We start from the raw sequence: 26,240 nt of genomic DNA, 5'->3' as shown, positions 1-26,240 counted from the left end.
TTTCAGGGCGAGCGTCGGTGGCGGCCCCGGGAGTCGTTCGGCTCAGCAGGTCCGTGATCCATGTGCGGACACGGGCCGTGCGAATCCGAACGTTTGCCCGGGTCGGGGGCGGATGGACGAATCAGGACGTGGGCGGGTTGATCCGCAAGCCGATGCCAGGTCGGAGCACCGGTTGGCGGTAGACGTACTGGAGTGCGCGGGTGCCTTCGGCGTTCTCGATGCCGATGACAGCGCCGCCGCCCCTTTCCTGGAACGTGCCGTCGAGATCGGCATAGACAAACGAGTATCCGCCGGTCTCGTGGATTATCAGTTGGAAGGAGACCCGGGTCAGATCGTCAACGTGGGACCGGACGTTGTGCCATTCGATCACGTACTGGCGGTTTGACCCGGTGCCGCGGATCTCCGCACGCACGGCAGCGTCGTCGTCCACTATCCAGTCGTGCCAGAACGGATAGATGGTCGCGTCGGGCCCGTAGTAGCCGTCCGGCTCCGCAAGACGGTCGGGGTACGAGTGGGACTCGCCCGGATCAACGAAGCTCAGATAGCCGTTGATGTCCAGCCAGCCATTGGCGTACTGCTTCCCGTACAGGGTGGTCGGGAATGGCAGGGTGATCGGGATATAGACGTCGTCGCCCGCCAGCGGTAGTGCCGGTCCGGTGACCGGGGTGAGCACCATCGGCTGCTCGGCGATGGTGTATCCGGCACCGGCCGGGGTCGTCGTGGTCGGGAAGTCCACCGTTCTCTGGGTGTTCGAGCCGACGTTGACAGACTCGACGGAGGAGCCTTTGCAGGCACCCGCGTGCAGCGTGGCGGTGATCGCGTGCGTGCCAGCTGGCACGTCCTCGATCTGGTATGTGCCGTTGGGTGCCGTGGTCGCAGTCAGGCCCGCCGTGGTGACGGTCGCGCCCGGTACCGCGGCGCCCTGGCAGCTGACGATGCCGGAGACGACACCGGTGCCCGGAGGGCTGGGCCGGAACACCACACCCTGACCGGATGTGAGCAGGGTGTCGTGGTGCAGGTACTGGAAGCCGATGGTGCCGGCACCGTTCTGGATCCCGACGGTGGCGCTGCCTCCCCGCTCAATGATGTTGGCTGGATCGATATCGGCGTAGGCGAAGGTCATGGTGCCGTCTTCGTCGAAGATCACTTCGAAGGACGCCCGCACCGTCGGGTCGCTGGAGTGGTGCACATTGCGCCACTCCACCACCCACTGCCGGTTCGGAGCCGTGCCCCGTGCGGCGGTGGCGACGGCGGCCGACTCGTCGACCACCCAGTCGTCCCATAGGACCGCTACCACCGGTTCCGGCTCATCATTTGGCCCCGGGGTCGGTATCGGTTGGCTTTGACGGAGGTCTCCGGGGTGCCGGAAGACGACGGCACCGCTCCAGGTGAGCCACACCGAGTTGTACGACTCACCGTAGATCTTGACGGGGAATGGGGCGTTCACCAGCCAGTGATCCTCATCCTCGGGCGCTACCTCGATCTGGGTGCCGGGGATGAACGTCTGCGGTCCGGTCTCGCAGGTGTAGCCGAACTCGTCCCCGTCGACCATCACCGAGAGGTCAACATCCGAAGTGCCACCAGCATGGTTGACCACCTGCCTGGCGGCCTGGCCGACGCAGCGGTTGTCGCTGGTCGAGGAGATCAGGACGTACTCGCCGACCGGCACGTTGGTGAACTGGTAGCCGCCGTCCGCGTCGGTGGTGACGGTCGTTCCGGTCGCACTCATGGTCACGGTCGCCCCGGCGACAGGCGTGGAGGTCACCGCTGTGGTCAACGTGCCGGTGATCGTCCCCGGCGCCGCAGGCACATATGTGATCGACGAGTGGGACGTCAGCGCCGGTTCATGGTCGGAGAAGACCGCCGCGACCGTGCCGGAACCGTTCTCGAGGCCGATCACGGCCGCATCGCCACGTTGTCTCGGGGATGTCACCTCGCCGTAGTGGAAAACGATCCGCCCGTCCTCATGGAGCACCAACTCGAATGTCGTCCGGTCAGATCCGTCGTAGAAGGCCATGTTGCGCCACTCCACGATGAACGACCTGTTCGGCGCGACACCCGTGAGTTGGCTACGGATACTGGAGGACTCGTCGGCTATCAGGTCCTCCCAGAATGGGGCCACCACGGCGTTCGGCGCGTCGTCGTCTGGCAGGAACCCGTACCAACCCAACGGATCGTCCTGTGGTTGGAAACTCAGCAGTCCGTTGGTGTACACGGCAGCCGTGGAGTAGGTGCCGCCGTGGTACCGCATCGGGAACGGCAGGGTGACCGAGGTGGACTCGTCGTCGCCGATCAGTGGGATGACCGTTGACGCCGCGACGTAGCCGGAGGCGCCGACCGTGCAGGCGTAGCCGAGGCCGCCGTAGTCGGGGCCGAGTTGCAGGTTGCGGACGAGGTTGGCGTTGAGCTCCACCTGGACCCGGGCCCTGCTCCCACATCGGCTGTCCGGCACCGTGGAGACGGCGTAGCTGTCAGCGACCACGTCGTCGAACGCCCACGCCCCACCCGCGCCGGTGACGGTCGACATACCGGACGGGTCCAGGGTCACCCTCGCCCCGACCACCGCGGTGCCGGCTGCGTTGACCAGCGTGCCGGACAGGTCGTGCAGCGCCAGCGGACTGGCGGTCTCCGGGTGGTCGAACACGATCGCCCGCCCGCTGGCCAGGACCGCCTCGGCTGTGGAGTAGCGCAGCCCGTCCGCGCCGGCCGGGGCCTCGATCCCGACCGCCGCCTGCGCTCCCTGCTCGACCGCGCCGTCAAGACTGTCGTAGTTGGTGGTCACCGTGCCGTCCGGCGCCAGGATCACCTCGAACGACACCCGCTGCGCGGTCGACGCTTTCCGGTGCACGTTGCGCCACTCGACCACGAACCGTTCGTTCGCTCCGGTACCGGTGGTCGCGGTCCGCACACTCGCCGAGGCGTCCACCACCAGGTCGTCCCAGAACGGTGCCACCACCGCGTTCGGCTCGGCAGGCGCCGGCAACGACCCACCTGTGTACGGATGCGAACCACCGGGGTCCGTGAAGGACAACAGCCCGTTCGTATCCACCCACGCCGACCGGTAAGCCTGACCGTAGAACGGGAACGCGAACGGCAACCCGACCGCGGTCACCGCGTTGTCCCCCGACAACCCGACCACAGTGTCATTCGCCGCTGTGAAACTGTTCGCCTGCTCCGCGCAGGTGTACCCCGAATCGTCCGAGTACGGGAACAGGTACAGGTCCAGCCACACACCCTGTCCATCGACCAGCAACTGCTGGCTGCCCGACAACCCACACCGGCCACCCTTGACACCCGACACCGTGTACGTGCCGGGGGCGAAGCCGGAGAACGAGTATCCGCCGTCGCTGCCGGTGACCACCTGGAGGCCACCGGGTTCGAGCCTGACCGTGGCTCCGACGACCGGCATGAACGTCATGACATCGATCGCCACGCCGGACAGGATCGTTGCGGGCTTCACGACGAAGCTTCCCTGCGTCCTGCCACTGACCCGGTTGCCGTCATCGACCGCGACCACGTACAACGGGCGTTCACCAGTGACCGCGCCTACCGGCACCGACACGGTCGCCGTTCCGCCGGGCGCCGACGCGATCACCTCGTTGGCCAGCGACGTGTTGTCGGCACTCCACCGGAATTTCGTCACGTTGGTGTCACCACCGGCGCTTAACGTCACTGGCATCTGCGCTCCAGCGGTGGCATTCGTGCCGTTCGGGAACGTCAGCACCGGTTGCAACGGCACCGCCAGCTCCGCGATCCTCGCCGCCGTCTCGACGAAGTTGTACATCCGCACGTCATCGATGTCACCGGGCCAGTTGTGCCCCAACATCCCCGCATACATCATCGCCCCGACGCGTAAGGGCCCCGTGGCATTGAAACCTGCGGTGACCGTCCCCGTGCCCGGCTGTAGCACACCATCAACGTAGAGACGGAAGGTCTTCGTACCTCCGTCGTACACACCGGCCAGGTGGGTCCATTTACCGATGACCGGAGCAGCGGTGGATGTGATGTTCTGCCCGCCCGACTGGTCCGCATCGGCCTCGTTCATCTGGAAGCCCCACCGGTTGGCCCCCATGATGTACCCCAACCAGAAAGGCGCGGTCCGCGCGCCATCAGCAGCGACCGCCGCCTTGTGCCAGTTCGGAATAGCAGGCAGTCGCACCCGGGCGGTCACCGTGAAGCTGCTGTCCGTACGAACCGGGGTGATCACCCCGGTATCCGGGTGCGGATACTGCACCGGCCCCCCGGTCGAGGCATTGCCCTGGGCGCCATCCAGCACCAACGCCTTGCCGACACCGGCCCGCCCGGTCACCCGGGCCGCCCCGGACCCGGACAGCGACACGGTGTTACCGTGCCCGGTCACGTCGGTGGCCGCACCAGTTGCCTCGTCGAACTCCCACTGCGCCGCAGGACCACTGCCCGCGCGCACCGAGAACGTGTACGTGGCCGGCGTCGCCGAGAATCGGCCAGCGTGATCCTTCGCCCACACCCACAACACGTTCACACCATCGTGACGCGGGAAAAGCGTCACCGACGCCCCGTAGTCCCCGGTTCGCGCCGGCACCGTTGCGGCCCCGGTCAACACACCCGAATCGAGTGTGTACGCGTACTCCTTCACCTCATAGGCACGCGTCGACGGCGGCGCGATGTTGAACGTCCCGGCGAACGAGACCCCACCCCGGGGCGCACCATCCGCCGGATACTGGGACGACGTCACCGGCCCCGGTGTCGGCGGCGGCGTCGCGTCGACAGTGAACTCACACGTCCCCGACCAGTCCCCATAATGCGATCCGTCATACGTACGCGACTGCCACACGTACGTCCCACCATCGGTCAGCTTTCCTGCCGGAATCGCCTTCGACACCGACGACGGGTTACCCGACGCCTGCGACACCTTGTCCGTGTCATTACGCGCCCCACCCAACGGCCACCAGTGAAACCAGGTCGTCAACGACTGCTGCGACGAATCCGGGTCCGAATGCCTGACTGCCAGGATCGGCGTCTGTGTCAACACATACGGCCGATTCGCACCGGTGCCACACGCCTTACCGTCCGACAACCGATCGGAGGGCGCGCCCGGCTTGGTGTTGTACGTGATCGCCAGCTTCGGCGACGAGTGGTTGAACCGCTTCCACTGGTTCAACGTCCCCTCGCTCACCGCACGCAACCCCATAGTCAAACGCGGCGAGTTGGCACCCGCCGCATGTGCCACCATCGCGGTGGCGTTGAACTCGACAGTGCCCGGCCCGGCGCAGCCGTGGACAGCGCCGTTCTTCCGGTTCGCTGCGGTCTGCGCGGTGTAGTTACCGTCCCAGACCGGCTGCTTGTCCCACGTCGTACCCGATGAGATCGGCCCCGTCATCCACAACTTGGCGTTGGATGCCGGGCTACACGTCCAGGAATGCCGCTGCTCGATCCGGAACTTCGCGTCGAGAATGTACTTCCCGCGCACCGCGCTGGTATCCATCTGGAAAATCGATCGGATGATGTGGTCGGCGCAGCCGGAGCAGTCCTCGGTCCGGCCCGCGCCCGCGGAACCGTTCGTCCCGCCGTTGGTCAGCGCAGTCGAGTTCTTCCAGAACGAGCTGGTCGGATGCTTGCTCCACACCGACGTCCACTCACCGCCGGCGATGCCGCCCGTCCAGGACGGGTCGATGAAAATTGGATACTTGGTGCCCGGATCGGTGAGCAGCTTCCGGTCCGGCACCACCGTCAACTCACCGCCGGTCACCTTCACCGGCATCACCGCCTGCCGCGCCCCCTGCGGCGCGGTTCCGGCCGGTGACGAGGGGGTCTTCGCCGCGGTGTCTGGCGCTGCGGACGGCTTGCCTGCCCCATCAGGGCCGACCCGCGCCGTGTCCGACTTCTTCTTCGGCGTCTGGTCCGGTCCCGGCGACTTGGCCGCCTCCGGCAGCGGCGTGGAATCCCACATCAACGGAGCCGGCGCCTCGAAGACCTTCTTACCGCTGCCATCCCGGGCGGCGAGCCCGCCACCCTCAGCCGCGGTGACCGTCACACCCCTCGTCGACAGACCGAAGCGCACCGCCGCCAACTTCGGATGCGCCGCCGCCGCCGGCGTACGCACCACCAACACCTCGGAGAAACCCGACACCAAGGCCGTCACCCGCAGGTCCACATCCGGCAGCACGTTTCGATACACCGCCGAATCGCCCTCCACGACCGGCGCCGGCAACTTCCCCGGCCAGGACATACCCAACTCACGCTCACCATCGCGAACCCGAGCCAGCACCCCGTCACCACCCGGCGAGAACACCACCGGCAACACCGTCGCCCGCGGCACCACACCCTCCGCGGTCACCTTCAACGCCGTGTCCACGGGCACCCACGACGAACCCTTCCGCACCCGAACCGGCTCGATCCCCTCCTCCAACGTCCGCGACCCGTCAACGTTCAAGAACGTCTGCGAGTACTCCGTACGCTCAGCGAGAATCTCCACTCGACGACCACAGGTATCGACCATCTTCCTGGCCGCTGACGCATCAACCGAAACATCCACACATGACGCGCGAGCTGGTGGGGCCGGTCGCGCAGACGCCGGGGACACCGGCAGCGCAACCGACGTGGCCACCACCACAAACGCGACCAGCGCACGTCCAGCGGCCCGAGGAGCCGTACGACGGGCACGCAGGAACCAGCGACCGCGACCGAACATTGAAGCCCCCGTGTGTCAGACCGCTACGGCTTGATCATCTTAAGCAGCACCGTTATCGCCGTCAATACCGAAGGTTGTCAATTATTCACAGTTAGTGCCGGCCTCTTCCGTTGGCCACCGGGTCCCATCTCAGTCGCCTTGAGAGCCATGGGCCTAAGCGCCTAATATGAGAGCATTTAACGCACTAACAAACTGTCTGCGGAAGCACACCGAGCAAGCGGGAGCATTTCCGACCGCGAAAGAGGGCCGGGCAACGACATGCGCCGAGCGGTGCCCACATCTACTTTCTGAGGGTCAGGGCTCCGCGTCACTCCCGCGCAAGGAGCACCACAAGCGAAACGGCTCGTCACCGGGTCTTCCGGTGACGAGCCGTTCTCCTCTGGTGGGCGATACTGGGTTTGAACCAGTGACCTCTTCCGTGTCAAGGAAGCGCGCTCCCACTGCGCCAATCGCCCGTGCTTGTTGCCGAGGTGGGGACGGGATTTGAACCCGCGTACACGGCTTTGCAGGCCGTTGCCTCGCCTCTCGGCCACCCCACCGAGGTTGCCCCCGTCATACGTGGCGGCAGCTCCGAGCGGACGACGGGATTCGAACCCGCGACCCTCACCTTGGCAAGGTGATGCGCTACCAGCTGCGCTACGTCCGCACGCCCCCGGACGTTCCCGGGTGACGGATGAGAACTTTAGCCGAGTAGGTGTTTGACTGCCAACTCGGGGTCGCCTCGGCGCGTCCGGGGTGGCCGGGGCTGGAGCGGAGTCACCCCCGGCCGGCATCCTAGGTGGCTGGCCTGGTGTCTGAATCCCTCGCTGACCGTCACACTCCGACACTCCCCGGCAATGATCGTCATCATCGCGTCGCATACCTGACCATCGACGTCTCGACGACCCGGCACCGGGCAGCGGACCTCGGTGAACACTCTCCGTGGAACGACCGACGACACGCGAAAGAAGTGTCCGGCTTCCGACTGCCACGGCGTGGATCGGCGCGTGGTGGTAACTGTTCGTGTTCAGTCGGATGGGTTACGGTAACGGTCGTGACGAGACGTGCGGCCGAGATCCGCCTGGATGCCCTGCTGCGCACCGCCTGCGACGTGATCGTGGAGCGCGGGCTGGCCAACACCCGGACAGCGGACGTGGCGAATGCCGCGGGCGTGAGTCAGGCGTTGGTCTTCTACCACTTCGCCACCAAGGAACGGCTGCTCGCGCAGGCCTTCGCGTACGCGGTCGAGCAGGATCTGGCCCGGCTCGACGCGGTGACCCGTTCCTCGGCCGCACCGCTGACCAAGCTCCGCCGGATCCTCAAGCTCTACACCCCGGCCGGGCGGGCGACCTCCTGGTCCATGTGGATCGACGGCTGGTCCGAGTCGCTGCGTACCCCGGAGTTGGAGAAGGTCTCCCGGCGGCTGGACCTGCGCTGGCGACAGGACCTGGCTGCGGTGATCACCGCCGGGGTGGCCGACGGCACCTTCCAGTGCGCCGACGCCGACGGGGCCGCGTGGCGGATCAGCGCGGTGATGGACGGCCTCGCCGTCCAACTCGCCGTGCACGACCGGGTGATCTCCCGCCGCCAGTTCGGCGAGTGGGTCCGGCTGGTCACCGCCCGAGAGCTCGGCCTGGACCCGGCCGACCTCGACTGAGCTGGGGTTGCCAGCACCGATCCCCGCACCGAGCCGGGCAAAACGGACTCAGTTCGCCCCGTCGACCGGAACAATCGGCGGCATGGACCTCTTGGAGGCGTACCGCCGGAGCCTGGCCGAATTCATCGACCGGGTGGATCAGATCGAGCCCGGCCAGTGGTCCGACCCGACACCCTGCTCGGACTGGGACCTCCGCACGCTCGTCAACCACGTGGTGACCGAGGACCGGTGGAGCGTTCCGCTGCTCGCCGGCCGGACCATCGACGAGGTCGGCGACCGGCTCGATGGTGACCAACTCGGCGCCGACCCGATCGCGACGGCCCGGGAGGCCGCCGCGCAGGCCGAGATCGCCGCCACCCACCCCGGCACGATCGATCGCACCGTGCACCTCTCCAGCGGCGACACCCCGGCCACCGAGTACCTCCGACAACTCCTCGCCGAGCACCTCGTGCACGGCTGGGACGTGGCGGTGGCGATCGGCGCGCAGCCACGGCTCGACCCGGACGCGGTGCACGCCGCCGCCCAGTGGTTCGCCGGCCAGATCGACGCCTACCGGCGCGACAACCTGGTCCACACCGGCGTACAGGTGCCCGACGACGCCGACGAGCAGGACCACCTGCTGGCCGCGTTCGGCCGCGACCCCGACTGGGCGCCGAGCGCCTGAACGAATCTCGATCTGTTGGTGCGACAGCGGCTCCGGACCTTGCCGTGACCTCGGGAGACTGATATCCACAGATGCGCATGCGTCACCGCGCATCTGTGGCCGGCGACTCGCCGGCCATCCCGCTCCCACGAGGAGGTCCCGTGCCACAACCGGAGTGGTCACCCCCGATGAGCCGGCGTCGACGCCGGCTCATCGCCATCCTGGCGACGACGGCGACGGTCGCCGCGCTGCTCCCCACCGGCGTGAGCACCGCAGCCCCCACCGGCGGCGCGACATCCGCCGAGCGCCGGTCCGGGCCGTTCGCCGAGGGGCACACCCCCGCCGACGCCGACAACCGCGCCGGTACGGCGGCACCCGACGCCCGCCAACGCGGCCTGGCCCGCGCGGTCGACCCCGACGTCCGGTGGAACCGGCTCGGCACCCCACAGGCGCTCGGCCCCGGCCGCACCCCGCTGGCCAGCGGGCTGCCCGCCGACCCGGAGGCCGCCGCCCGCGCCTACCTGGCCGCCAACCAGGACCTGTTCGGCATGGACGCCGCCACGGTGGCCAGCATGGAACGGGTGCTGGTCCGACCGATCGGCAGCGGCACCGTCGTCACCCTCCGGCAACGCTTCGGCGACTTGCCCGCGGGGCCGGACGGCCTCGTCACCCTCGCGGTCGCCGACGGCGCGGTGCTCTCGGTCAGCTCCTCGCTGGCCCGCGACACCGGCACGCCGGCGCCGGCCACCCGCACCGCGGAGCAGGCGTACGCCGCCGCGCTCGCCGACGCCAAGCTGACCGCCGACGCGGTGGCCAGCCACACCATCCGGTCGGTGGCCGTGCCCACCCCGCTGGACGGGCCACGGGCCGCCTACGAGGTGACCATGATCGGCGCGGACACCGAGCACCCGGCCGCGTTCACCAGCTACGTGGACGGCAGCACCGGGCAGGTGCTGGTCCGCGAGGACCTCGTCGACTTCGACTCCGACAACCCGAGCTGGGCGGTCTTCCCGGCCACCCCGCCTCGCGACCTCGGCCCCGGGCAGGACCCCCGGGTGCGCTGGTGCGGCGACCCGGCCCCCGGCTGCCAGGCCGCCTTCCGCGACCCGGCCACCGGCCAACCGTGGGACGTCGACGCGGCCACCGGTACGCCGACCCTCACCTCGCGCGGCAACTCGGCCAACACCGTGCTGTCCTGGGGTGCGAGCACCCCGGTCGTGCCGGCCCCCACCAGCCCGGAACGCCGTTACGAGTACCCCTTCACCGACCAGTGGCACCAGGCGAAGTGCAACCCGGGGGTGTTCACCTCCGCACAGCGCAACGACGCGGACGCGTCGATCGCCAACCTCTTCGCCATGCACAACCGGATGCACGACTGGTCGTACCAGTTGGGCTTCACCGAGTCGGCGTGGAACCTCCAGGCGGTCAACCTCACCCCGTCCGGCCTGGGCGGTGACGCCGAGCAGGGCCGCGCCCAGCAGGGCGCGCTGACCGGCAACCGGAACAACGCCAACCAGGGCACCCCGCGCGACGGGTTGCCGCCGACCACCAACATGTACCTCTGGCAGCCGCAGGCCGGCGGACCGTACCCGCCGTGCGTGGACGGCGACTACGACATGACGGTGATCGGCCACGAGTACACCCACGCGATCACCAACCGGATGATCGCCGGCCCGGACAGCGGGATCAGCGGCCACCAGGGCGGGTCGATGGGTGAGTCCTGGGGCGACCTGCTCGCCGCCGAGTACCTCTTCCAGCACGGGCTGCGCGCGCCCGGCGAGACGCCCTTCATCACGGGCGGCTACGTCACCGGCAACCTGGTCAGCGGCATCCGCAACTACGACCTGAGCCGCAGCCCGCTCAACTACTCCGACATCGGCTACAACACCGCCGGCCCGGCCGTGCACGCCGACGGGGAGATCTGGGGCGCCACCAACTTCCGGGTCCGCTCCGCCCTGGTGAAGCGGTACGGCCTCGGCACCCCGCAACGGCAGCTCGACTGCGCGTCGGGCAAGGTCGCGGCAGATCAGTGCCCGGGCAACCGGCGCTGGTCACAGTTGGTCTTCGACTCGTTCCTGCTCCAGGCCGCCAGCCAGGTCAGCATGCTCGACATGCGCGACAACATGCTCACCGCCGACCTGCTCCGCTTCGGCGGCGCGAATCAGGACCTCATCTGGGCCGAGTTCGCCCGCTCCGGAATGGGCCGGGACGCCGCCACGAACGGTGCCGGCGACACCGACCCGACGCCGAGTTTCGCCTCGCCGCGCGGCGGCAACGCGACGCTCACCCTGCGCCCGCGCGGAGACAGCGCCGAAGCGCCGATCCGGGTGTACGTGGGGGCGTACGAGGCGCGGGCCGTGCCGGTGGCCGACACCGACCCGGCGACGCCGATCCCGGACACCGTGGAGATGGTGGCCGGCACGTACGACCTGCTCGCCGTGGCTCCCGGGTTCGGGCACCAGCGGCTCAGCGTGGTCGCCAGAGCTGGTCAGGACGGGTACGTCGACCTGCGGATGAGCCGCAACCTCGCCTCCACCGCCTCCGGCGCCACCGTCACCGGCGACGGGGTCAACCTGGACCGGATCGTCGACGACACCGAGGCGACGAACTGGGCGTCCCTGGACGGGGTGGCCGGCCGGCAGCTCACAGTGGCGCTGGCGGGCGACGCCCCGCAGACGGTCAAGCGGGTGAACGTCAGCGCGATGCTGCGCCCGGCGATCACCGGCGACGCCGACACCGGCGCGCAGAACGCCCTCAGTGCCCTGCGCTCGTTCGCGGTGTCCGCCTGCAACGCGACGACCACCGACTGCGCGGATCCGGCACGTTGGCAGCGCATCTACACCAGCGCGGGGGACGCGTTCCCCGGCGGGGCGTACCGGGCGTACAGCCGCGACATCAACCTCCGGACGTTCGCGGTACCCACCACCCTCGCCACCCACCTGCGTCTCGAGGTGCTGGCGAGCCAGTGCACCGGCGGCCCGAACTACGCGGGCGAGCAGGACGACGATCCGGCCACGACGACGGACTGCGCGACCGCCAGCCCGGCCCGGAGCCAGGTCCGGATCGCCGAGTTCCAGGCGTTCTCGAAGTGACACGGTGGGGCCGGCGGATGTCCGCCGGCCCCACCAACCCCCGATCAGCGCGGGTCCGCGCTACCGCCGCACGGCTCCCGTCGCGGACCCTCGATCAGCGGTGCGCTCGACTCCACGGGTCGGCGACGGCCGGGCGCTCCCAGCGCCGGTCCACCGGGGGATCGTCGCCGCCGTCGGCGTCCCCGGGCGCGGCCCGGGTCAGGTGCCGCAGCCGCAGCAGCAACCCCACCCCGAGGAAGAGCAGCAGCCCGCCGAGGAGAAACGCGGCCTGCACCACGCCGAACGCGCCGGACTGCGAGACCGGGCGGTTGGCCGCCGGTGGCGCGGCGTCGGCGGGGTACTCCTCGACCGCCTCCTCCGTCGCCGTGCTCTCGTCCTCGGTCGGCGCGCTGGCGGATTCGGTGGGCTCGGGCGGGGTCTTCGTCGGCTTCGGGGTGCTGGTCGGCACGCCGCCCACCCCCACCACCGAACGGGTGGCGGTCTGCCGGGCCAGCAGGCGCAGGTTGGCGTCGTACGCCTCGGCGGCGAGGGTGACCCGCCCCTGGGTGACGTCCTCGGCGAAGGCCACCCGGTAGCGGGCCGTGACAGTGCGGCCCGGGCAGAGCGTGCCCGGGTCGAGTTGCCGGTCGGTCAGCCGGGCGGTGTCACCCTCGGTGCGGATCTGCAGCGGAAAGTCGCCGGTCTCCTCCACCCGGTCCATCTTCACCTGGTCGAGCCGCAGGCCGCCCTGCACGCTGAGCACCATCGACCAGCGCACCTTCGCGCACCTGGCGCGCCGGTCCGTCTGGGAGACCACCGCGGAGATCGTCCGCACCTGCTCACCGGCGGTGAACCGTCCCGGCAGGCCGCTCATCTCGGTGGTGAAGGCCGCCTGTGCCGGGGCAGCCGCCGCCAGCTCCACCCCGCTCAGACAGGCCAGCACCACCCCTGCCCTCAGCGCATACCGCCACACCGTCACCACCGCCGTCCTCCGTTCGGTCGCCTCCACCCCGCAACGCTAGAAGCGGGGGACGGCACCGACCAGACGGGTGTGTTCGCACCGGACGGCAAGGACGGGGTGGGTTTTCACCGACCGTGGTGAACCGGTCACCACTCCCCCGCGACACGCCGGGAGTCGGGCCGCTGGGACAATCACGCCGTGTCCGAGCTCTCCAGCACGTTCGTCCGGCTGCACGCCCGGCTGGCCCCGGTCCCCTTCGTACCTGAGGTGCGGCTGCACCAGGCGGACGAGCCGATCGGCCTGTGGGAGCTGACCGAGGGCGAGTTCTCCAGCGACCGGCCACCGCCGTTCTGGGCGTTCGCGTGGGCCGGCGGGCAGGCCCTCGCCCGTTACGTCACCGACCACCCGGAGCTGGTCGCCGGCCGGCGGGTGCTCGACCTCGCCTCCGGCTCCGGCCTGGTGGCCATCGCCGCGGCCCGCGCCGGCGCGGCGTCCGTGCGGGCCGTCGAGGTGGACGAGTTGGCGGTGGCGGCGGTCGCCCTCAATGCCGAGGCCAACGGGGTACGCGTCGACGCCGAGTTCGGCGACATCCTCGACGGCGACGCCGGGGACGCCGAGGTGGTGCTCGCCGGAGACGTCTTCTACAGCGAGGCGATGGCCCGCCGGGTCCTGCGGTTCCTGCTGCGTGCCGCCCGGGCCGGCGCGCCGGCGCTCGTCGGTGACCCCGGCCGGGCGTTCCTGCCCCGGGACCGCTTCGACGAGGTGGCCGGGTACGACGTGCCGGTGCCGGAGGCGTTGGAGAGTGTGCGGGTGAAGCGCACCACCGTCTGGCGGCTGCGCGCCGGGCTGCCGGGGGCCTCCAGCTAGCGTGTCCGGGTGCTGTTCCGCAGCTGGGCGCAGGTGGCCGACCCCGCATGGCCGGACGTGGCCCGGGTGCCGGACCACGTCGGCGGCACCCACCTGGTCGTGACCCGGCACGCGCTGGTCCGCGAGGTTCTCGCCGACCCGGTCACCTACCGACCGGACAACGCGCTGGACGCGGTGACTCCGATGCCGGTGACCGCGCTGCGGGTGCTCGCCGGGCACCGGTTCCGGCTGCCGCCGACCCTGGCGAACAACTCGGGCGCCAGCCATCCGCAGATCCGGGCCATCGTCGCGGAGGCGTTGCACCCGGCCCGGGTGGCCGCGCAACGGCAGTGGCTCACCGCGCTGGTCCGGGACCGGGTCGCCCGGATCGGCGCCGCGCTCGACGCCGGCTCGCCTGTCGACCTGTACGCGGACCTCGCCGCCGACCTGCCGCTGCTGGTGCTGGCCCGGCTGGTCGAGTTGCCGGACGCGCCGGTCGGCGCGGTCAAGGAGTTCGCCCGCGCCGCGCTGGAGTTGTTCTGGGCACCACTGGACGCCGACCGGCAGCTGGCGCTCGCCACCGAGGTGGGCCGGTTCCACAGCGTGCTGCGTGACTTCGCGGCCGTCGGTGGCGGTCTGGCCGCCGAGCTGCGAGCGGCCGGGCACCCGCCGGACGTGGTGGTCGGCGCGCTCTTCTTCCTGTTGGTCGCCGGGCAGGAGACCACCTCGCAGTTCCTCACCCTGCTCCTGCACCGGCTGGCCGACGAGCCGGCCGTCCGGGCCGGCCTGCGCAGCGGCGAGGTCGCGGTGGCCGACGTGGTGGAGGAGGGGTTGCGGCTGGAACCACCGATCGTCACCTGGCGACGGGTGGCGACGGCGGAGAGCACGCTGGGCGGCACGCGGGTGCCGGCGGGCAGCAGCCTCGTGCTGTGGCTGGGCCGCGCCGGTCGGGACCCGGCGGTCGTGGAGTCGCCCGACGAGTTCCGTCCGGGCCAGCGTGGATCACGCCGGCACCTGGCGTTCGGGGCGGGCGCGCACCGCTGCGTCGGGGACGTGCTGGCCCGGATGGAGGCGGCCGTGGTGGTGGCCGAGGCCGCGCCGCTGCTGGAGGGGGTGACAGTGCTCCGTCCGCCCTGGTGCCCGGACAATCTCACCTTCCGGATGCCTGACGCGTTCGTGGTCCGCCGCCGCACCGGGGACACCGGGCTGACCGGATCCTGACACCCGCTCGGTATGTTTCCGGGCGTGTCAGCCACCACCCGTCGGATCCCTGCCGTCGTAACGCTTCTGGCCCTGCTGGCGTTGACTGCCTGCACAGTCGGCCCGAACTACCCGGCGCACGCTCGGCAGGTCGCCGCGACCCAGCCGACTCCGTCCGCCCCGGCGGCGACCCCCTCGGCCTCGCCGTCCCCGAGCGCGAAGCCCGCGTTCAAGAGCCTGGCCTGGTACGTGTCCCAGGTGCCGACGTTTCCCGAGGCGCCACTGCCGCAACCGGTACCGCTGCCCACCACCGGTTCGGCCGCGTTCTGGCACCGCCTGCCGACCGACCAGAAGGTCGCCTTCATCACCATCGACGACGGTGGGCTGGCCCGCCCGTCGGAAGTGATCGACTTCATCTGGGAGGCGCGTATCCCGGTGACGATGTTCCTCAACTCGCCGGCGGCGGCGGAGCACACCGACTACTTCCGGCAGATCGAGGCGGTGGGCGGGGTCGTGGAGAACCACACCATCCACCACAACTCGCTGGCCGGCCGGTCGTACGACTACCAGAAGCAGGAGATCTGCGGTGCCGCCGACGCCCTCGAGGGGCTGTTCGGCAAGCGGCCCACCCTGTTCCGGCCACCGTTCGGTGAGCATGACAGCAGCACGCTGAAGGCCGCGCACGACTGCGGCGCGAAGGCGGTCTTCCACTGGACCGAGACCGTCCACGAGGGGAAGGTGCGCTACCAGACCCCGGAGAAGGTGGTCCAACCTGGCGACGTGCTGCTGATGCACTTCCGACCGGCGCTGATGGACGACCTGCTCGCGGCGTTGAAGGCGATCCACCGGGCCGGGCTCACCCCGGCACTGTTGGAGCAGTACGTACGGTGATCAGCCCGCCACCGACCTGACGAAAGTCAGGGGTGGGTGGTGCCGTTCGGGCGCGGCGGCGTGACAGCTCGCTCGCCTAGCGTCAGCGCATGATCACATTACGTGGGTTGACGAAACGGTTCGGGTCGACCGTCGCGGTCGACGCGTTGACAGTCGACATCGCGCCCGGCCGGGTCACCGGCTTTCTCGGCCCCAACGGCGCCGGCAAGTCCACCACCATGCGGATGATCCTCGGGCTGGACCGTCCGACCGCCGGGCAGGCCCTGGTGGGCGGGCGTGCGTACCGGGAGTTGCGCCGGCCGCTGCACGAGGTGGGCGCGCTGCTCGACGCCCGCGCCATCCACCCGGCCCGGTCCGGCCGGGCGCACCTGCGGGCCATGGCGCACAGCAACGGCATCCCGACCCGCCGGGTCGACGAGGTGTTGGACACCGTCGGGCTGGACGGGCGGGCCGCCGCCAAGCCGGGGCGGACGCTCTCGCTCGGCATGGGCCAACGGCTCGGCATCGCCGGCGCGCTGCTCGGCGACCCACCGGTGCTGATGTTCGACGAGCCGGTGAACGGACTCGACCCGGACGGGGTGCGCTGGGTGCGGCAGCTGATGCGCTCACTGGCCGACGAGGGGCGGACGATCTTCGTGTCCAGCCACCTGATGAGCGAGATGCAGCTCACCGCCGACCAGCTCGTGGTGATCGGCCGGGGGCGACTGCTCGCCGACGAGCCGATCGGCGAGGTGATCGCCCGCAGCACTGTCGCGGTCCGGGTCCGCAGCCCACACCCGGACGGGCTGGCCGCGCTCGCCGCGCGCCTCACGGCCGCCGGGGCGAGCGTCGAGGCGGCCGACCGGACCGAGCTGACCGTCACCGGCGCCACCGCCGACCAGGTCGGCGACCTGGCCCACGAACTGGGGGTACGACTGCACGAGCTGAGCGCACACGCCGCGTCGCTGGAGCAGGCGTTCATGGAGCTGACCGCCGACAGCGTCGAGTACGCGGGCGGCCCGATCGAAGGTGGGCACCGATGAGCACGCAGACCGACACGGGCACCCGCCCCGCCATCGCGCCGGCCGCCGGTGCGGGGGCCGCCTTCCGGAGTGCGGTGGCCGCCGAGTGGACCAAGCTCTCCTCGGTCCGGAGCACCTGGTGGACGGCGCTGGCCGGGCTGCTGGTGATGGCGGCGAGCGCCGGTCAACTGGCCATCTACGCCGCCAACGGCAACACCAACGACGACCCGGCCGACGACGCCGGCGTCGTCACCGTCGGCAGCGTGCTGATCGACTCGGTCGAGCTGACCCAGTACGTGGTGCTGGCGCTGGGCCTGCTCGCGATCACCGCCGAGTTCACCAGTGGCACCATCCGTACGACGCTGCAGTGCACCCCGTCCCGCGGTCGCGTACTGCTGGCCAAGGCCGCCGTCGCCGGGGCGGTCACCTTCGCGCTCGGGCTGCTGCTCGGCGGCGTCGGTGTCCTGGTCGCCCGGCCGGTGCTCGGTGAGTGGGGCAGCGCTCCGGTCATCGACACGATCGGCGACATCGTGGCGGTGGCGACCTACCTGGCGCTGATCGGCGTGCTCGCGCTGGGCCTCGGCGCCGCGCTCCGCAGCGCGGTGCTCACCATCGTCGTGCTCCTCGCCACCCTGATGATCGTGCCGCTGTCCCTACAGGAGCCGGACATCGAGGTGCTGAACCGGATCGCCGACGTGTTCCCCGGTGTGGCCGGCGGGCACTTCCTGGCCGGCGACACCGAGCCGTACCCGCCAGTGGTCGGGCTGCTCCTGCTCGCCGGATGGGCCGCCGCCGCACTGCTGCTGGGCCGGGCGGCGTTGCGCCGACGCGACGCGTAAGGCAGGCCGCGCTGAGCGGGGGCCGATCGGCCCCCGCTCAGCCGTCGACCAATCCCGCCTCGTACGCCAGGATCGCCGCCTGTACCCGGTTGCGGACGTCCAGCCGGGTGAAGATGCTGGTCAGGTAGCTCTTCACGGTGCCCTCCACGAGGTGCAGCCGGCGGGCGATCTCGGCGTTGGAAAGACCCGCCCCGACCAGGGCCAGCACCTCCCGTTCCCGCTCGGTCAGCCCCGCCGCACGCTCCCGGGCGGCGGGTCGACGGGCCAACCGGTCGGCCCCCAGCTCGATCACCCGGCGGGCCACCCTCGGCGACAGGTACGCCCCACCGTCGGCGACGGCGTGCACACCGGCGATCAGCTCACGCGGGTCCCCGGCCTTGAGCAGGAACCCGCTGGCACCGTGCCCGAGCGCCCGGGCCACGTGGTCGTCCTCGCCGAACGTTGTCAGCATGATGGTCGCGGTGTCCGGCACGATCCGGCGGATCTCGGCGGCGGCGGCCAACCCGTCCAGCCGCGGCATCCGGATGTCCAGCAGCGCGACCCGGGGTCGGTGGGCCCGGACCAGTTCCACCGCCGCGTGCCCGTCGCCGGCCTCGGCGACCACCTCGATGCCGGGATCGCTGGCGAGGATGGCCCGGACACCGGCCCGGATCATCGCCTCGTCGTCGGCCAGTACCACCCGGATCGGCGGTGCCTCCGTCGTGTCGGTGTCCACTACGCGATCCACTCCTTGCTGACCAGCCGGCCGTCGGTGAAGCAGAGCCGCCAGGTCGGCGCGGCGAGGGGAAAGTTGCCGTCGGTGTAGTACTCGCAGCCGGCCCGGTCGACCGGTGTTGGGCGTTCCAACTGCCGCCGGGGCAGCCCGACCAGCTCGGACCGGGCCGCGCCGACGCGCATCTGGTCGAAGGTGGCCCGGTCCAGCACCGTCCCGGCGGTCGCCACCGGGTAGTAGACGAACGAGAGCACCAGGGCGAAACCGACCGGGGCGACGAGCGCCACCAGCAGGCTGCGTCGTACCCGCCGCCGGGCGTCGTGCAGCCGCCGCTCGGCGTCCACCGGCCGCTCCGCCGGACCGGGTCGCTCGTCGGACCAGGACGTCGGCCCGGCCTCGGCCGCCGACCCGATCGGCTCCGGCGGTGCCGCGGTGGCCGGCAACACCGCCCGTACCGCGAACCCGCCGTCGGCCCGGTGGCCGGCGTCGAGCGTCCCGCCGGCGAGGCGGACCCGCTCGGCGAGGGCGAGCAGCCCACTGCCCTGCGACGGTGGGGCGGGCAGCGGCCCGGACGGCGGCGCGTCGTTGACCACTGTCACCTCGACCCGGTCACCGTCGCGGGTGAGGCGCACGTCGACCGGGGCGCCCGGCGCGTACCGGGCCGCGTTGGTCAGCGCCTCCCGGACGATCCGGTGCGCCGCGTGCCCGGTCATCGCCGGTAGGTCCGCGACCACCGGGGCAGTGTCCAGCCGTACCGCCATCCCGGCCTCCCGGGCGCCGTCGACCAGGTCGGCCACGGTCTCCCCGCTCGGACGCAGCGACGCGCCAGCCTCCTCGCGGAGCACCCCGATGATCTCGTGGAGTCGCTCGGTGGCGGCGGAGACGCTGGCCCGCAACTCCCCTGCCGCGGCCCGATGGCGGTCGTCCAGGTCGGCGGCGACCTCCAGGGCGGCGGCGCGCAACGCGATCAGGCTGAGGTCGTGACCGAGCGAGTCGTGCATCTCCCCGGCGATCCGGGCCCGCTCACGCAGCCGGATCCGCTCGGCGGCACCCCGTTGCTCGCGGGTCAGCGCGTCGACGTGCCGGCGACCGGCGTCGGTCAACTCCTGCTGCTGGCGGCGGTAGCGGCCGACCAACCAGGGGAACACGGCGGCGAAGAGCAGCACCGAGGCGAGCAGGAACCAGGTGGCCGCGCCGGCGCCGAGCAGCCCCAGGTTGAGCGCCGTGCCACCGGCCGTGATCAGCACGAAGACCATGATCGCCGGGCCCACTGTGACGCTGCGCCGCCCGGCGAGATAGCTGAAGACCGGAATCGCGAACACGAAGTTGCCATCGACCAACGATCCGAGCACCGCCAGCACCGGGGCGACCAACGGCTGACGCCGACTCGCCACCACCGCCACACCGAGCAGCAGCAGCTTGCCGACCAGCAGCGGCACCGTGTACCGCGTGTAGGGCGGGCTGGCCTCGGCGTAGCCGACCGGGGCGGCCACCACCGCCCAGAGCAGCACGTCCAGCAGCAGGCGACGCCGCCGGGTCAGCCAACCCGGCGGCGGGGAGTCGAGGGTCCGCACGGCGGTCAGGCTACCCACGCCCGACCTGCGCGGACACCGACGAAAGTCAGGTGTTCAGCCGCTCTCCTCGGCCCAGACCCGCCAGTCGTCGAGCACGCCGTGCAGGGCCGGGGTGAGCCAACCCGGCGCGGACCGCCGGAACACACCCGGGTCCATCGCGCCCGCGCCGTCGGGCAGCGCGCCGAGAAGGTTCGGCACCAGGTCGGTGAGGTTCGTCCAGTGCACCAACTCCGGCCGGGCCGGCCAGGCGCCGATCACCACACCGGCCGGCACCGCCCTACGGTCCAGTGCCTCCAGGGTCAACGCGGTGTGGTTGAGCGTGCCCAACCCGGCGCGGGCGACCACCACGGCGGGCGCGCCGAGCGACACCGCCAGGTCGGCCATCGTCCACGGCTCCCCCGACGGCCGCAGCCCCATCGGAACCAGCAACCCACCCGCGCCCTCGATCAGCACGAGGTCGTGCTTGTCTGCCTCCGCACGGACGGCGTCCACCGCCGCGTACAACTCCAACGGCGGCAGGTCGGCGACCCGCGCCGCGGCCAGCGGGGCGAGCGGATCGGGGTAGCTGGCCAGGGTCCGACCGGTCAGCGGCGCAGCCAGCCGGTTCACCGCGTCCACGTCGCCGGGCTCACCGCCGGCCGTACCGGTCTGGCCTGGTTTGATCACCGCCACCCGCAGCCCAGCGGCCTGCGCGGCGGCCGCGATCGCCGCCGTCACCACCGTCTTGCCGACCTCGGTGTCCGTCCCGGTGACCAGCACCGACCCCGCCCAGCCGGTCACGGTGCCCCCTCGGTTCGCGACTGCGGGGCTCGCAAACCCGGCTCACTCCTCGCGCTCACGGCGCGCACTCCACGATGACGTCCAGCGCCCGCTCGAACGCCGTCCGGGGCACCCCCGCGCTCACCGTGAGGCGCAGGCGGGAGCGGCTGTCCGGGGTGGATGGTGGCCGGAAACAGCCCACCGCGACGCCCCGGTCCCGGCAGTCCGCCGCCCACGCGGTCGCCGCCTCCGGCCCCGGGGCCGTCACCGAGATCACCGCCGCGTCCGGGGCGGAGACGGTCAGCCCGGCCGACCGCAGTCGACCCACCGCCAGTCCCACCCGGTCGGAGAGTTCGGCGCGCAGGTCGTCGCCGGCCCGGGCGAGCCGCAGCGCGGCGTGCACACCGGCGGCGACCGCCGGCGGCAGTGCCGTGTCGAAGATGAACGTGCGCCCGGTCTCGACCAGATGCCGGACGAACTCGGCCGGGCCGGCGACGGCGCCACCCGCGCCACCGAGCGCCTTGGACAGGGTGGCGGTGACCACCACGTCCGGCTCGCCGGCCAGCCCGGTGGCCGCCACCGCGCCCGCGCCGGCAGGACCGGTCAGGCCCAGCGCGTGCGCGTCGTCGACCAGCAGCAGCGCGCCGCGACGGCGGGCCACCGCGTGCAGCCGAGCCAGCGGGGCGAGATCACCGTCGACCGAGAACACCGACTCCGTCACCACCACCGCCGGGCGGCCGGGAGCGGCCGCGAGCGCGGCGGCCACCGCGTCGACGTCGGCGTGCGGGGTGACCACCGTCTCCGCACCGGAGATGCGGCAGCCGTCGATCAGCGACGCGTGGTTGTGCGCGTCGGAGACGAGCAGCGTCCGAGGTTGGACGAGCGCCCGCAGCGCGCCGAGGTTGGCGAGGTAGCCGGAGGAGAAGACCAGGGCGCCGTCGGTGCCCAACCAGCGGGCCAGGTCGTCCTCCAGCGCCCGGTGCGCGTCGGTGGAGCCCCGGACCAGGCGCGACCCGGTAGCGCCCAGCCCGTACGCCGAGAGGGCCGCCGTGGCCGCGGCGACGACCTCCGGGTGGGTGGCCAGGCCGAGGTAGTCGTTGCCGGCCAGATCGGTCATCTGATCGTCGGCCGGACGCGGATGCAGTCGCCTGGTGAGCCCGGCCTTCGCCCGCAGCTCCGCGCGGCGGTCGAGCGCCGCCAGCCAGTCCGCCACCGTCACCCTCCCCCGCTGTGTGCGCCGGTCAGCCCGACACCCGCCGGGCGAAATTACCACCCGCCGCCATCGGCCCGATGATTCCACTCGGTGCGAGGCACCGACGGGCCGCCAGGTCATTCAGGCTGATCGGAGAGCCTTGTAGGGTACGAGCCATGCCAGAGATCCTCGACCAGGCCCGGACCCAGGTCCTGGGTGACGGTGTCGGCCTCGATCAGGCCGGCATCCTCGCCGTGCTGAACCTGCCCGACGAGCACCTGCCCGCCGCCCTCCAGCTCGCCCACGACGTGCGGATGCGCTGGTGCGGCCCGGAGGTCGAGGTCGAGGGCATCGTCTCGCTCAAGACCGGCGGCTGCCCGGAAGACTGCCACTTCTGCTCGCAGTCGGGCCTGTTCACCTCGCCGGTGCGCTCGGTCTGGCTGGACATCCCGTCGCTGGTCGAGGCGGCGAAGCAGACCGCCGCGACCGGGGCGACCGAGTTCTGCATCGTCGCCGCGGTCCGCGGTCCGGACGCCCGGCTGATGAAGCAGATGCGCGAGGGCGTCGCCGCCATCAAGGCAGCTGTCGACATCCAGGTCGCCGCGTCGCTGGGCATGCTCACCAAGGAGCAGGTCGACGATCTGGTCGACATGGGCGTGCACCGCTACAACCACAACCTGGAGACCTGCAAGTCGTACTTCCCCAACGTGGTCACCACGCACTCGTGGGAGGAGCGCTGGGAGACGCTGCGGATGGTTCGCGACTCCGGCATGGAGGTGTGCTGCGGTGGCATCCTCGGCCTCGGTGAGACAGTCGAGCAGCGGGCCGAGTTCGCCGCGCAGCTCGCCGAGCTGAACCCGCACGAGGTGCCGCTCAACTTCCTCAACCCGCGTCCCGGCACTCCGCTGGGTGACCGTCCGGTGGTGGAGGGCAAGGACGCGCTGCGGGCCATCGCCGCGTTCCGGCTGGCCATGCCGCGCACCATCCTGCGGTACGCCGGTGGTCGCGAGATCACCCTCGGCGACCTCGGCACCCGCGACGGTCTGCTCGGCGGCATCAACGCGGTGATCGTCGGCAACTACCTGACCACGCTGGGTCGACCGGCGACGGCCGACCTGGAGCTGCTGGACGAGTTGAAGATGCCGGTCAAGGCGCTCTCCGCCACGCTGTGACGACAATGACGACGACGGAACTGTGGTGCGACAGGTGCGGTGAGTCGACGACGGCCGCCCACCCGGCCTGCGCGTCGGCCCGCCAGTTGGAGCCGCCCCGGTTCTGCCCCCGCTGCCGTCGCCGGATGAAGGTGCAGGTGCTGCCGGTGGGCTGGTCGGCGGTCTGCGTCGAGCACGGCGAGATGCGGGGCTGAGCCGGATGCTGCGAGGGCGGGCGGTGACCCTACGACCGGCGACGGTCGCTGACGTGCCTGCCCTCGCCGCGATCCGGGCCGACCCGGAGGTACGCCGGTGGTGGCGGGGCGGCGACGACCTGGCCGACTCCGTGCGTGCCGACCTCACCGACGACGACCTGCACGTGTACGCGATCGAACACGACGGCCGGGTGGTCGGCGCGATCCAGTGGTACGCCGAGGCGGACCCGGACTACCGGCACGCCAGCCTGGACGTCTTCCTCGACCCGGCGGAGCGCGGCGCCGGCCTCGGTGGTGACGCGATCCGCACCCTGGCCCGACACCTGATCGACGAGTACGGCCACCACCGTTTCACCATCGACCCTGCCGCGGCGAACAGCGCCGCCATCCGGGCGTACGCGAAGGTTGGTTTTCGACCGGTGGGGGTGCTGCGCCGCTACGAGCGCGGTGCGGACGGCCGCTGGCACGACGGTCTGTTGATGGACCTGCTCGCCGACGACCTGGTGGAGTGAGCGGGAGCCCTCGCTCCGTCATCCCATCTGGGGCATTCGTCCCCTAACGCCCGCATCGGGCTTATCGTGCCTAGAATGAGGGTGGAGACGAGGGGGTCCGACGCGAGCGCCGGCCCGATCCTCGCGGGCCGGTTCCGTGGCGACATCGAAGGGCTGCGAGGGCTCGCGCTGGTGCTCGTGCTGGTCGGGCATGCGGGCATCTCCGCGCTCCCCGCCGCGTTCGTCGCCGTTGATGTGTTCTTCGTGATCTCCGGGTTCCTGATCACCGGACTCCTCGTCGACGAGATCCGCCGGACCGGGGGTATCCGCATCGTCGACTTCTACGCCCGACGCGCCAAGCGGTTGCTGCCGGCCGCCAGCGTCGTCCTCGTGGCGAGCCTCCTGCTCACCTACCTCTTCCTGCCCCCGATCCGGTGGTCCGAGACCGCCCGGGACGCCCTGGCCAGCGCCGTCTACTCGATGAACTGGCGGCTGGTGGAGCAGTCGACCGACTATCTGCACTCCGAGGAGGCCCCCAGCATTCTTCAGCACTTCTGGTCGCTCGCCGTGGAGGAGCAGTTCTACCTGGTGTGGCCGCTGCTCCTGCTCGTCGTCGCCCTCCAGGTTTCGCGCCGCACGTCCCGGCACACCGACGCGCGGCGTCCGATCTCGGGCGGTCGGCCGGGCCGACACCGCAGGACGTTCCTCGGCGACCGGATGTCCCCGTGGCTGCTCGCCGCCTTCGCCCTGGTCGGCATCCCGTCGCTGGCCTGGTCGATTCATTTGAGCCAGACCGAACCGGCCCGGGCGTACCTCGTCACCACCACCCGGATGTGGGAACTGGCGTTGGGCGGCGGTCTGGCAATCCTCGGTGGACACCTGTCCCGGCTGCCGCGTCCCGCCGCGGTAGCGCTCGGCTGGGCCGGCATGGCCACCGTCGCCCTCGCCGCGACGCTGATCCGACCGGAGATCGCGGCCTATCCGGGATATCTGGCGTTGCTGCCCACCCTCGGCGCGGTCGCGATCATCGCGGCCGGGCCCGCCGCCGGACGGTACGGGCCGGCACTCCTGCTCAACAGGCGGCCGACGCGCGCGGTCGGCGCCGTGTCGTACTCGTGGTATCTGTGGCACTGGCCGCTGCTGGTGGTGGCGGAAGCCCGGTGGGGGCCGCTGGGCACCACTGCCGGCCTCGCGATGATCCTCTGTTCGGCCGTCCCGGCGGTGCTGACCTACCACCTGGTGGAGAATCCGTTCCGGTACGCACAGTTCTCCAAGGCCCGCGTGCTGCGAATGGGACTGGCCGCCACCAGCGTCACCGTCCTCACCGGAATCGGACTACAGCTCGCGGTCCGCCCACCGGTCTCGGCCCAGGCACCACTCGCCGGGGCCGCCTCGCCGGGCGCGTCACCCGGCGGCGGGCGGGCAGCGGCGCCGGTGGACCGGTTCGGCCGCATCACACCCGATCCGCTCGACGCCCGCGACGACCTGCCCGACGTCTACCGGGACGACTGCATCACCCAGGCACAGGACGCGAGCCTGCGCAGCTGCACCTACGGCGACCGGGACTCGGCGGTCGAGGTTGCAGTGGCTGGTGACTCACACGCGGCGCACTGGGTGCCGGCCCTCCAGGTCATCGCGGCGCAGCGCGGCTGGCGACTGGTCACCTACATCAAGACGACATGCTCCTTCCTGACCACGCCCATCAGCATCGCCGGGCGGCCGGACCACAGCTGCACGGAATGGAACCGCAATCTGCGAACCGCACTCACCGGCGAACGGCGGCCCCGGCTGCTCATCGTCTCCAGCGTGACCCAGATTCCGTTGGTGGACGGCAGCCCGCCGCCACCGGGCCCGGCGACGACGGACGCGCAGACGGCCGCGCTGTCGCAGACCTGGTCGGAGATGACCAGGGCCGGGCTGCCGCTGGTGGTCATCCGGGACACCCCGTCGTTCACAGTGGACATCGCCGAGTGCGTCTCGGCCCATCGCGAACGGCTCACCGCCTGCGCGCAGCCCCGGGAGCGCGCGCCCACCTGGGGCATCCCGCAGGAGCGCGCCGCGGCGGCGGTGCCCGACGTGCGCCTGGCCGACCTCAACGACGCCATCTGCCCCACCGAACGGTGCCCCGCGGTGATCGACGGGCTGCTCGTCTACCGGGACGCACATCACCTGACCGCCACGTACGCCCGCAGCCTCGCCCCGCGGCTGCACGACCGGCTGCGTCAACTCGTGCCACAACACCTGCCGTAGGCAGGCGTTGCCGCAGATCTTGGACAGTTTCCGTTACGGCGTAACTATTCAGTCCCATGACATCTGTCAGTGGTGAAGTCCCGATACATGTGTCAGTTGGTAGGGATCTTGGGTCTGCCGGTGGATGGTGCCTGGCAT

At 71.1% G+C, this 26,240-nt stretch carries 18 protein-coding genes and 3 tRNA genes; 12 read left to right on the top strand and 9 right to left on the bottom strand.

The features are described 5' to 3' along the window. Window positions 1–121: 121 nt before the first annotated feature. The 4 genes from ACFYPG_RS17255 to ACFYPG_RS17240 all read right to left on the bottom strand — a co-directional run bounded on the left by ACFYPG_RS17255 (window position 122) and on the right by ACFYPG_RS17240 (window position 7,316). Window positions 122–6,454 (bottom strand): carboxypeptidase regulatory-like domain-containing protein, encoded by a 6,333-nt coding sequence (locus ACFYPG_RS17255; RefSeq protein WP_387352765.1) that lies wholly within the window; start codon window positions 6,452–6,454, stop codon window positions 122–124. A gap of 596 nt (window positions 6,455–7,050) precedes the next feature. Next, window positions 7,051–7,125 (bottom strand) — tRNA-Val (locus tag ACFYPG_RS17250). Between the two features lie 13 nt (window positions 7,126–7,138). Continuing rightward, window positions 7,139–7,209 (bottom strand) — tRNA-Cys (locus tag ACFYPG_RS17245). A gap of 34 nt (window positions 7,210–7,243) precedes the next feature. Continuing rightward, window positions 7,244–7,316, bottom strand: a tRNA-Gly gene (locus ACFYPG_RS17240). A gap of 387 nt (window positions 7,317–7,703) precedes the next feature. On the opposite strand from ACFYPG_RS17240, the gene ACFYPG_RS17235 reads away from it, so the two are divergent. The 3 genes from ACFYPG_RS17235 (at window position 7,704) to ACFYPG_RS17225 (ending at window position 12,041) form a co-directional block, all read left to right on the top strand. Then, window positions 7,704–8,306 (top strand): TetR/AcrR family transcriptional regulator, encoded by a 603-nt coding sequence (locus ACFYPG_RS17235; protein WP_355007060.1) that lies wholly within the window; start codon window positions 7,704–7,706, stop codon window positions 8,304–8,306. An 82-nt stretch (window positions 8,307–8,388) separates the two neighbouring features. Then, window positions 8,389–8,970, top strand: coding sequence for a TIGR03086 family metal-binding protein (locus ACFYPG_RS17230; protein WP_387352763.1), 582 nt, complete (start codon window positions 8,389–8,391; stop codon window positions 8,968–8,970). A 140-nt stretch (window positions 8,971–9,110) separates the two neighbouring features. After that, a complete protein-coding gene (locus ACFYPG_RS17225) occupies window positions 9,111–12,041 on the top strand; it encodes a M36 family metallopeptidase (protein WP_387352761.1) in 2,931 nt (976 codons plus the stop codon). A gap of 94 nt (window positions 12,042–12,135) precedes the next feature. Here the strand turns inward: ACFYPG_RS17225 and ACFYPG_RS17220 are convergent, their stop codons facing one another. Next, on the bottom strand, window positions 12,136–13,029 hold the full coding sequence (locus ACFYPG_RS17220; protein WP_355007063.1) for a hypothetical protein: 894 nt from the start codon (window positions 13,027–13,029) through the stop codon (window positions 12,136–12,138). Between the two features lie 150 nt (window positions 13,030–13,179). On the opposite strand from ACFYPG_RS17220, the gene ACFYPG_RS17215 reads away from it, so the two are divergent. From ACFYPG_RS17215 to ACFYPG_RS17195, 5 genes are all read left to right on the top strand, one after another. Next, window positions 13,180–13,848 carry a class I SAM-dependent methyltransferase gene (locus ACFYPG_RS17215; protein WP_387352759.1) on the top strand — a complete coding sequence of 223 codons (669 nt, stop codon included), beginning with the start codon at window positions 13,180–13,182 and terminating at the stop codon, window positions 13,846–13,848. Between the two features lie 9 nt (window positions 13,849–13,857). Next, complete coding sequence (locus ACFYPG_RS17210; RefSeq protein WP_355007065.1) at window positions 13,858–15,048, top strand: cytochrome P450; 1,191 nt, start codon at window positions 13,858–13,860, stop codon at window positions 15,046–15,048. 24 nt (window positions 15,049–15,072) lie between these two features. After that, window positions 15,073–15,918 (top strand): polysaccharide deacetylase family protein, encoded by an 846-nt coding sequence (locus ACFYPG_RS17205; protein ID WP_387352757.1) that lies wholly within the window; start codon window positions 15,073–15,075, stop codon window positions 15,916–15,918. Window positions 15,919–16,007: 89 nt separating this feature from the next. Next, window positions 16,008–16,940 carry an ABC transporter ATP-binding protein gene (locus tag ACFYPG_RS17200; RefSeq protein WP_387352755.1) on the top strand — a complete coding sequence of 311 codons (933 nt, stop codon included), beginning with the start codon at window positions 16,008–16,010 and terminating at the stop codon, window positions 16,938–16,940. Further along, on the top strand, window positions 16,937–17,758 hold the full coding sequence (locus ACFYPG_RS17195) for an ABC transporter permease (protein ID WP_387352753.1): 822 nt from the start codon (window positions 16,937–16,939) through the stop codon (window positions 17,756–17,758). Before ACFYPG_RS17200 ends, ACFYPG_RS17195 begins: the two co-directional genes overlap by 4 nt. Before the next feature lie 37 nt (window positions 17,759–17,795). On the opposite strand, the gene ACFYPG_RS17190 is transcribed toward ACFYPG_RS17195, so the two are convergent. The 4 genes from ACFYPG_RS17190 to ACFYPG_RS17175 all read right to left on the bottom strand — a co-directional run bounded on the left by ACFYPG_RS17190 (window position 17,796) and on the right by ACFYPG_RS17175 (window position 22,016). Further along, window positions 17,796–18,413, bottom strand: a complete 618-nt coding sequence (locus ACFYPG_RS17190) for a response regulator transcription factor (RefSeq protein ID WP_244166287.1) — start codon at window positions 18,411–18,413, stop codon at window positions 17,796–17,798. A gap of 59 nt (window positions 18,414–18,472) precedes the next feature. Next, window positions 18,473–20,044: a sensor histidine kinase gene (locus tag ACFYPG_RS17185; RefSeq protein ID WP_387352751.1), complete on the bottom strand. Its 1,572-nt coding sequence runs from the start codon at window positions 20,042–20,044 to the stop codon at window positions 18,473–18,475. A 54-nt stretch (window positions 20,045–20,098) separates the two neighbouring features. Beyond that, window positions 20,099–20,803 carry a dethiobiotin synthase gene (gene bioD, locus ACFYPG_RS17180; protein WP_112585576.1) on the bottom strand — a complete coding sequence of 235 codons (705 nt, stop codon included), beginning with the start codon at window positions 20,801–20,803 and terminating at the stop codon, window positions 20,099–20,101. 76 nt (window positions 20,804–20,879) lie between these two features. Continuing rightward, window positions 20,880–22,016: an 8-amino-7-oxononanoate synthase gene (locus ACFYPG_RS17175; RefSeq protein WP_387352749.1), complete on the bottom strand. Its 1,137-nt coding sequence runs from the start codon at window positions 22,014–22,016 to the stop codon at window positions 20,880–20,882. Between the two features lie 155 nt (window positions 22,017–22,171). Here ACFYPG_RS17175 and bioB point away from each other — a divergent pair, with 155 nt between their 5' ends. From bioB to ACFYPG_RS17155, 4 genes are all read left to right on the top strand, one after another. Continuing rightward, window positions 22,172–23,167: a biotin synthase BioB gene (gene bioB / locus ACFYPG_RS17170; protein WP_124819840.1), complete on the top strand. Its 996-nt coding sequence runs from the start codon at window positions 22,172–22,174 to the stop codon at window positions 23,165–23,167. Between the two features lie 5 nt (window positions 23,168–23,172). Beyond that, on the top strand, window positions 23,173–23,361 hold the full coding sequence (locus ACFYPG_RS17165; protein ID WP_387352746.1) for a hypothetical protein: 189 nt from the start codon (window positions 23,173–23,175) through the stop codon (window positions 23,359–23,361). 5 nt (window positions 23,362–23,366) lie between these two features. After that, complete coding sequence (locus ACFYPG_RS17160) at window positions 23,367–23,873, top strand: GNAT family N-acetyltransferase (protein ID WP_387352744.1); 507 nt, start codon at window positions 23,367–23,369, stop codon at window positions 23,871–23,873. A 75-nt stretch (window positions 23,874–23,948) separates the two neighbouring features. Continuing rightward, window positions 23,949–26,102, top strand: a complete 2,154-nt coding sequence (locus ACFYPG_RS17155) for an acyltransferase family protein (protein ID WP_387352743.1) — start codon at window positions 23,949–23,951, stop codon at window positions 26,100–26,102. Window positions 26,103–26,240 lie beyond the last annotated feature (138 nt).

It is taken from the genome of Micromonospora sp. NPDC005553 (assembly GCF_042871765.1).
Lineage (GTDB): Bacteria > Actinomycetota > Actinomycetes > Mycobacteriales > Micromonosporaceae > Micromonospora.
The sequence above is the reverse complement of the archived record's forward strand: the minus strand, read 5'-3'. Positions and strand labels throughout refer to the sequence as shown.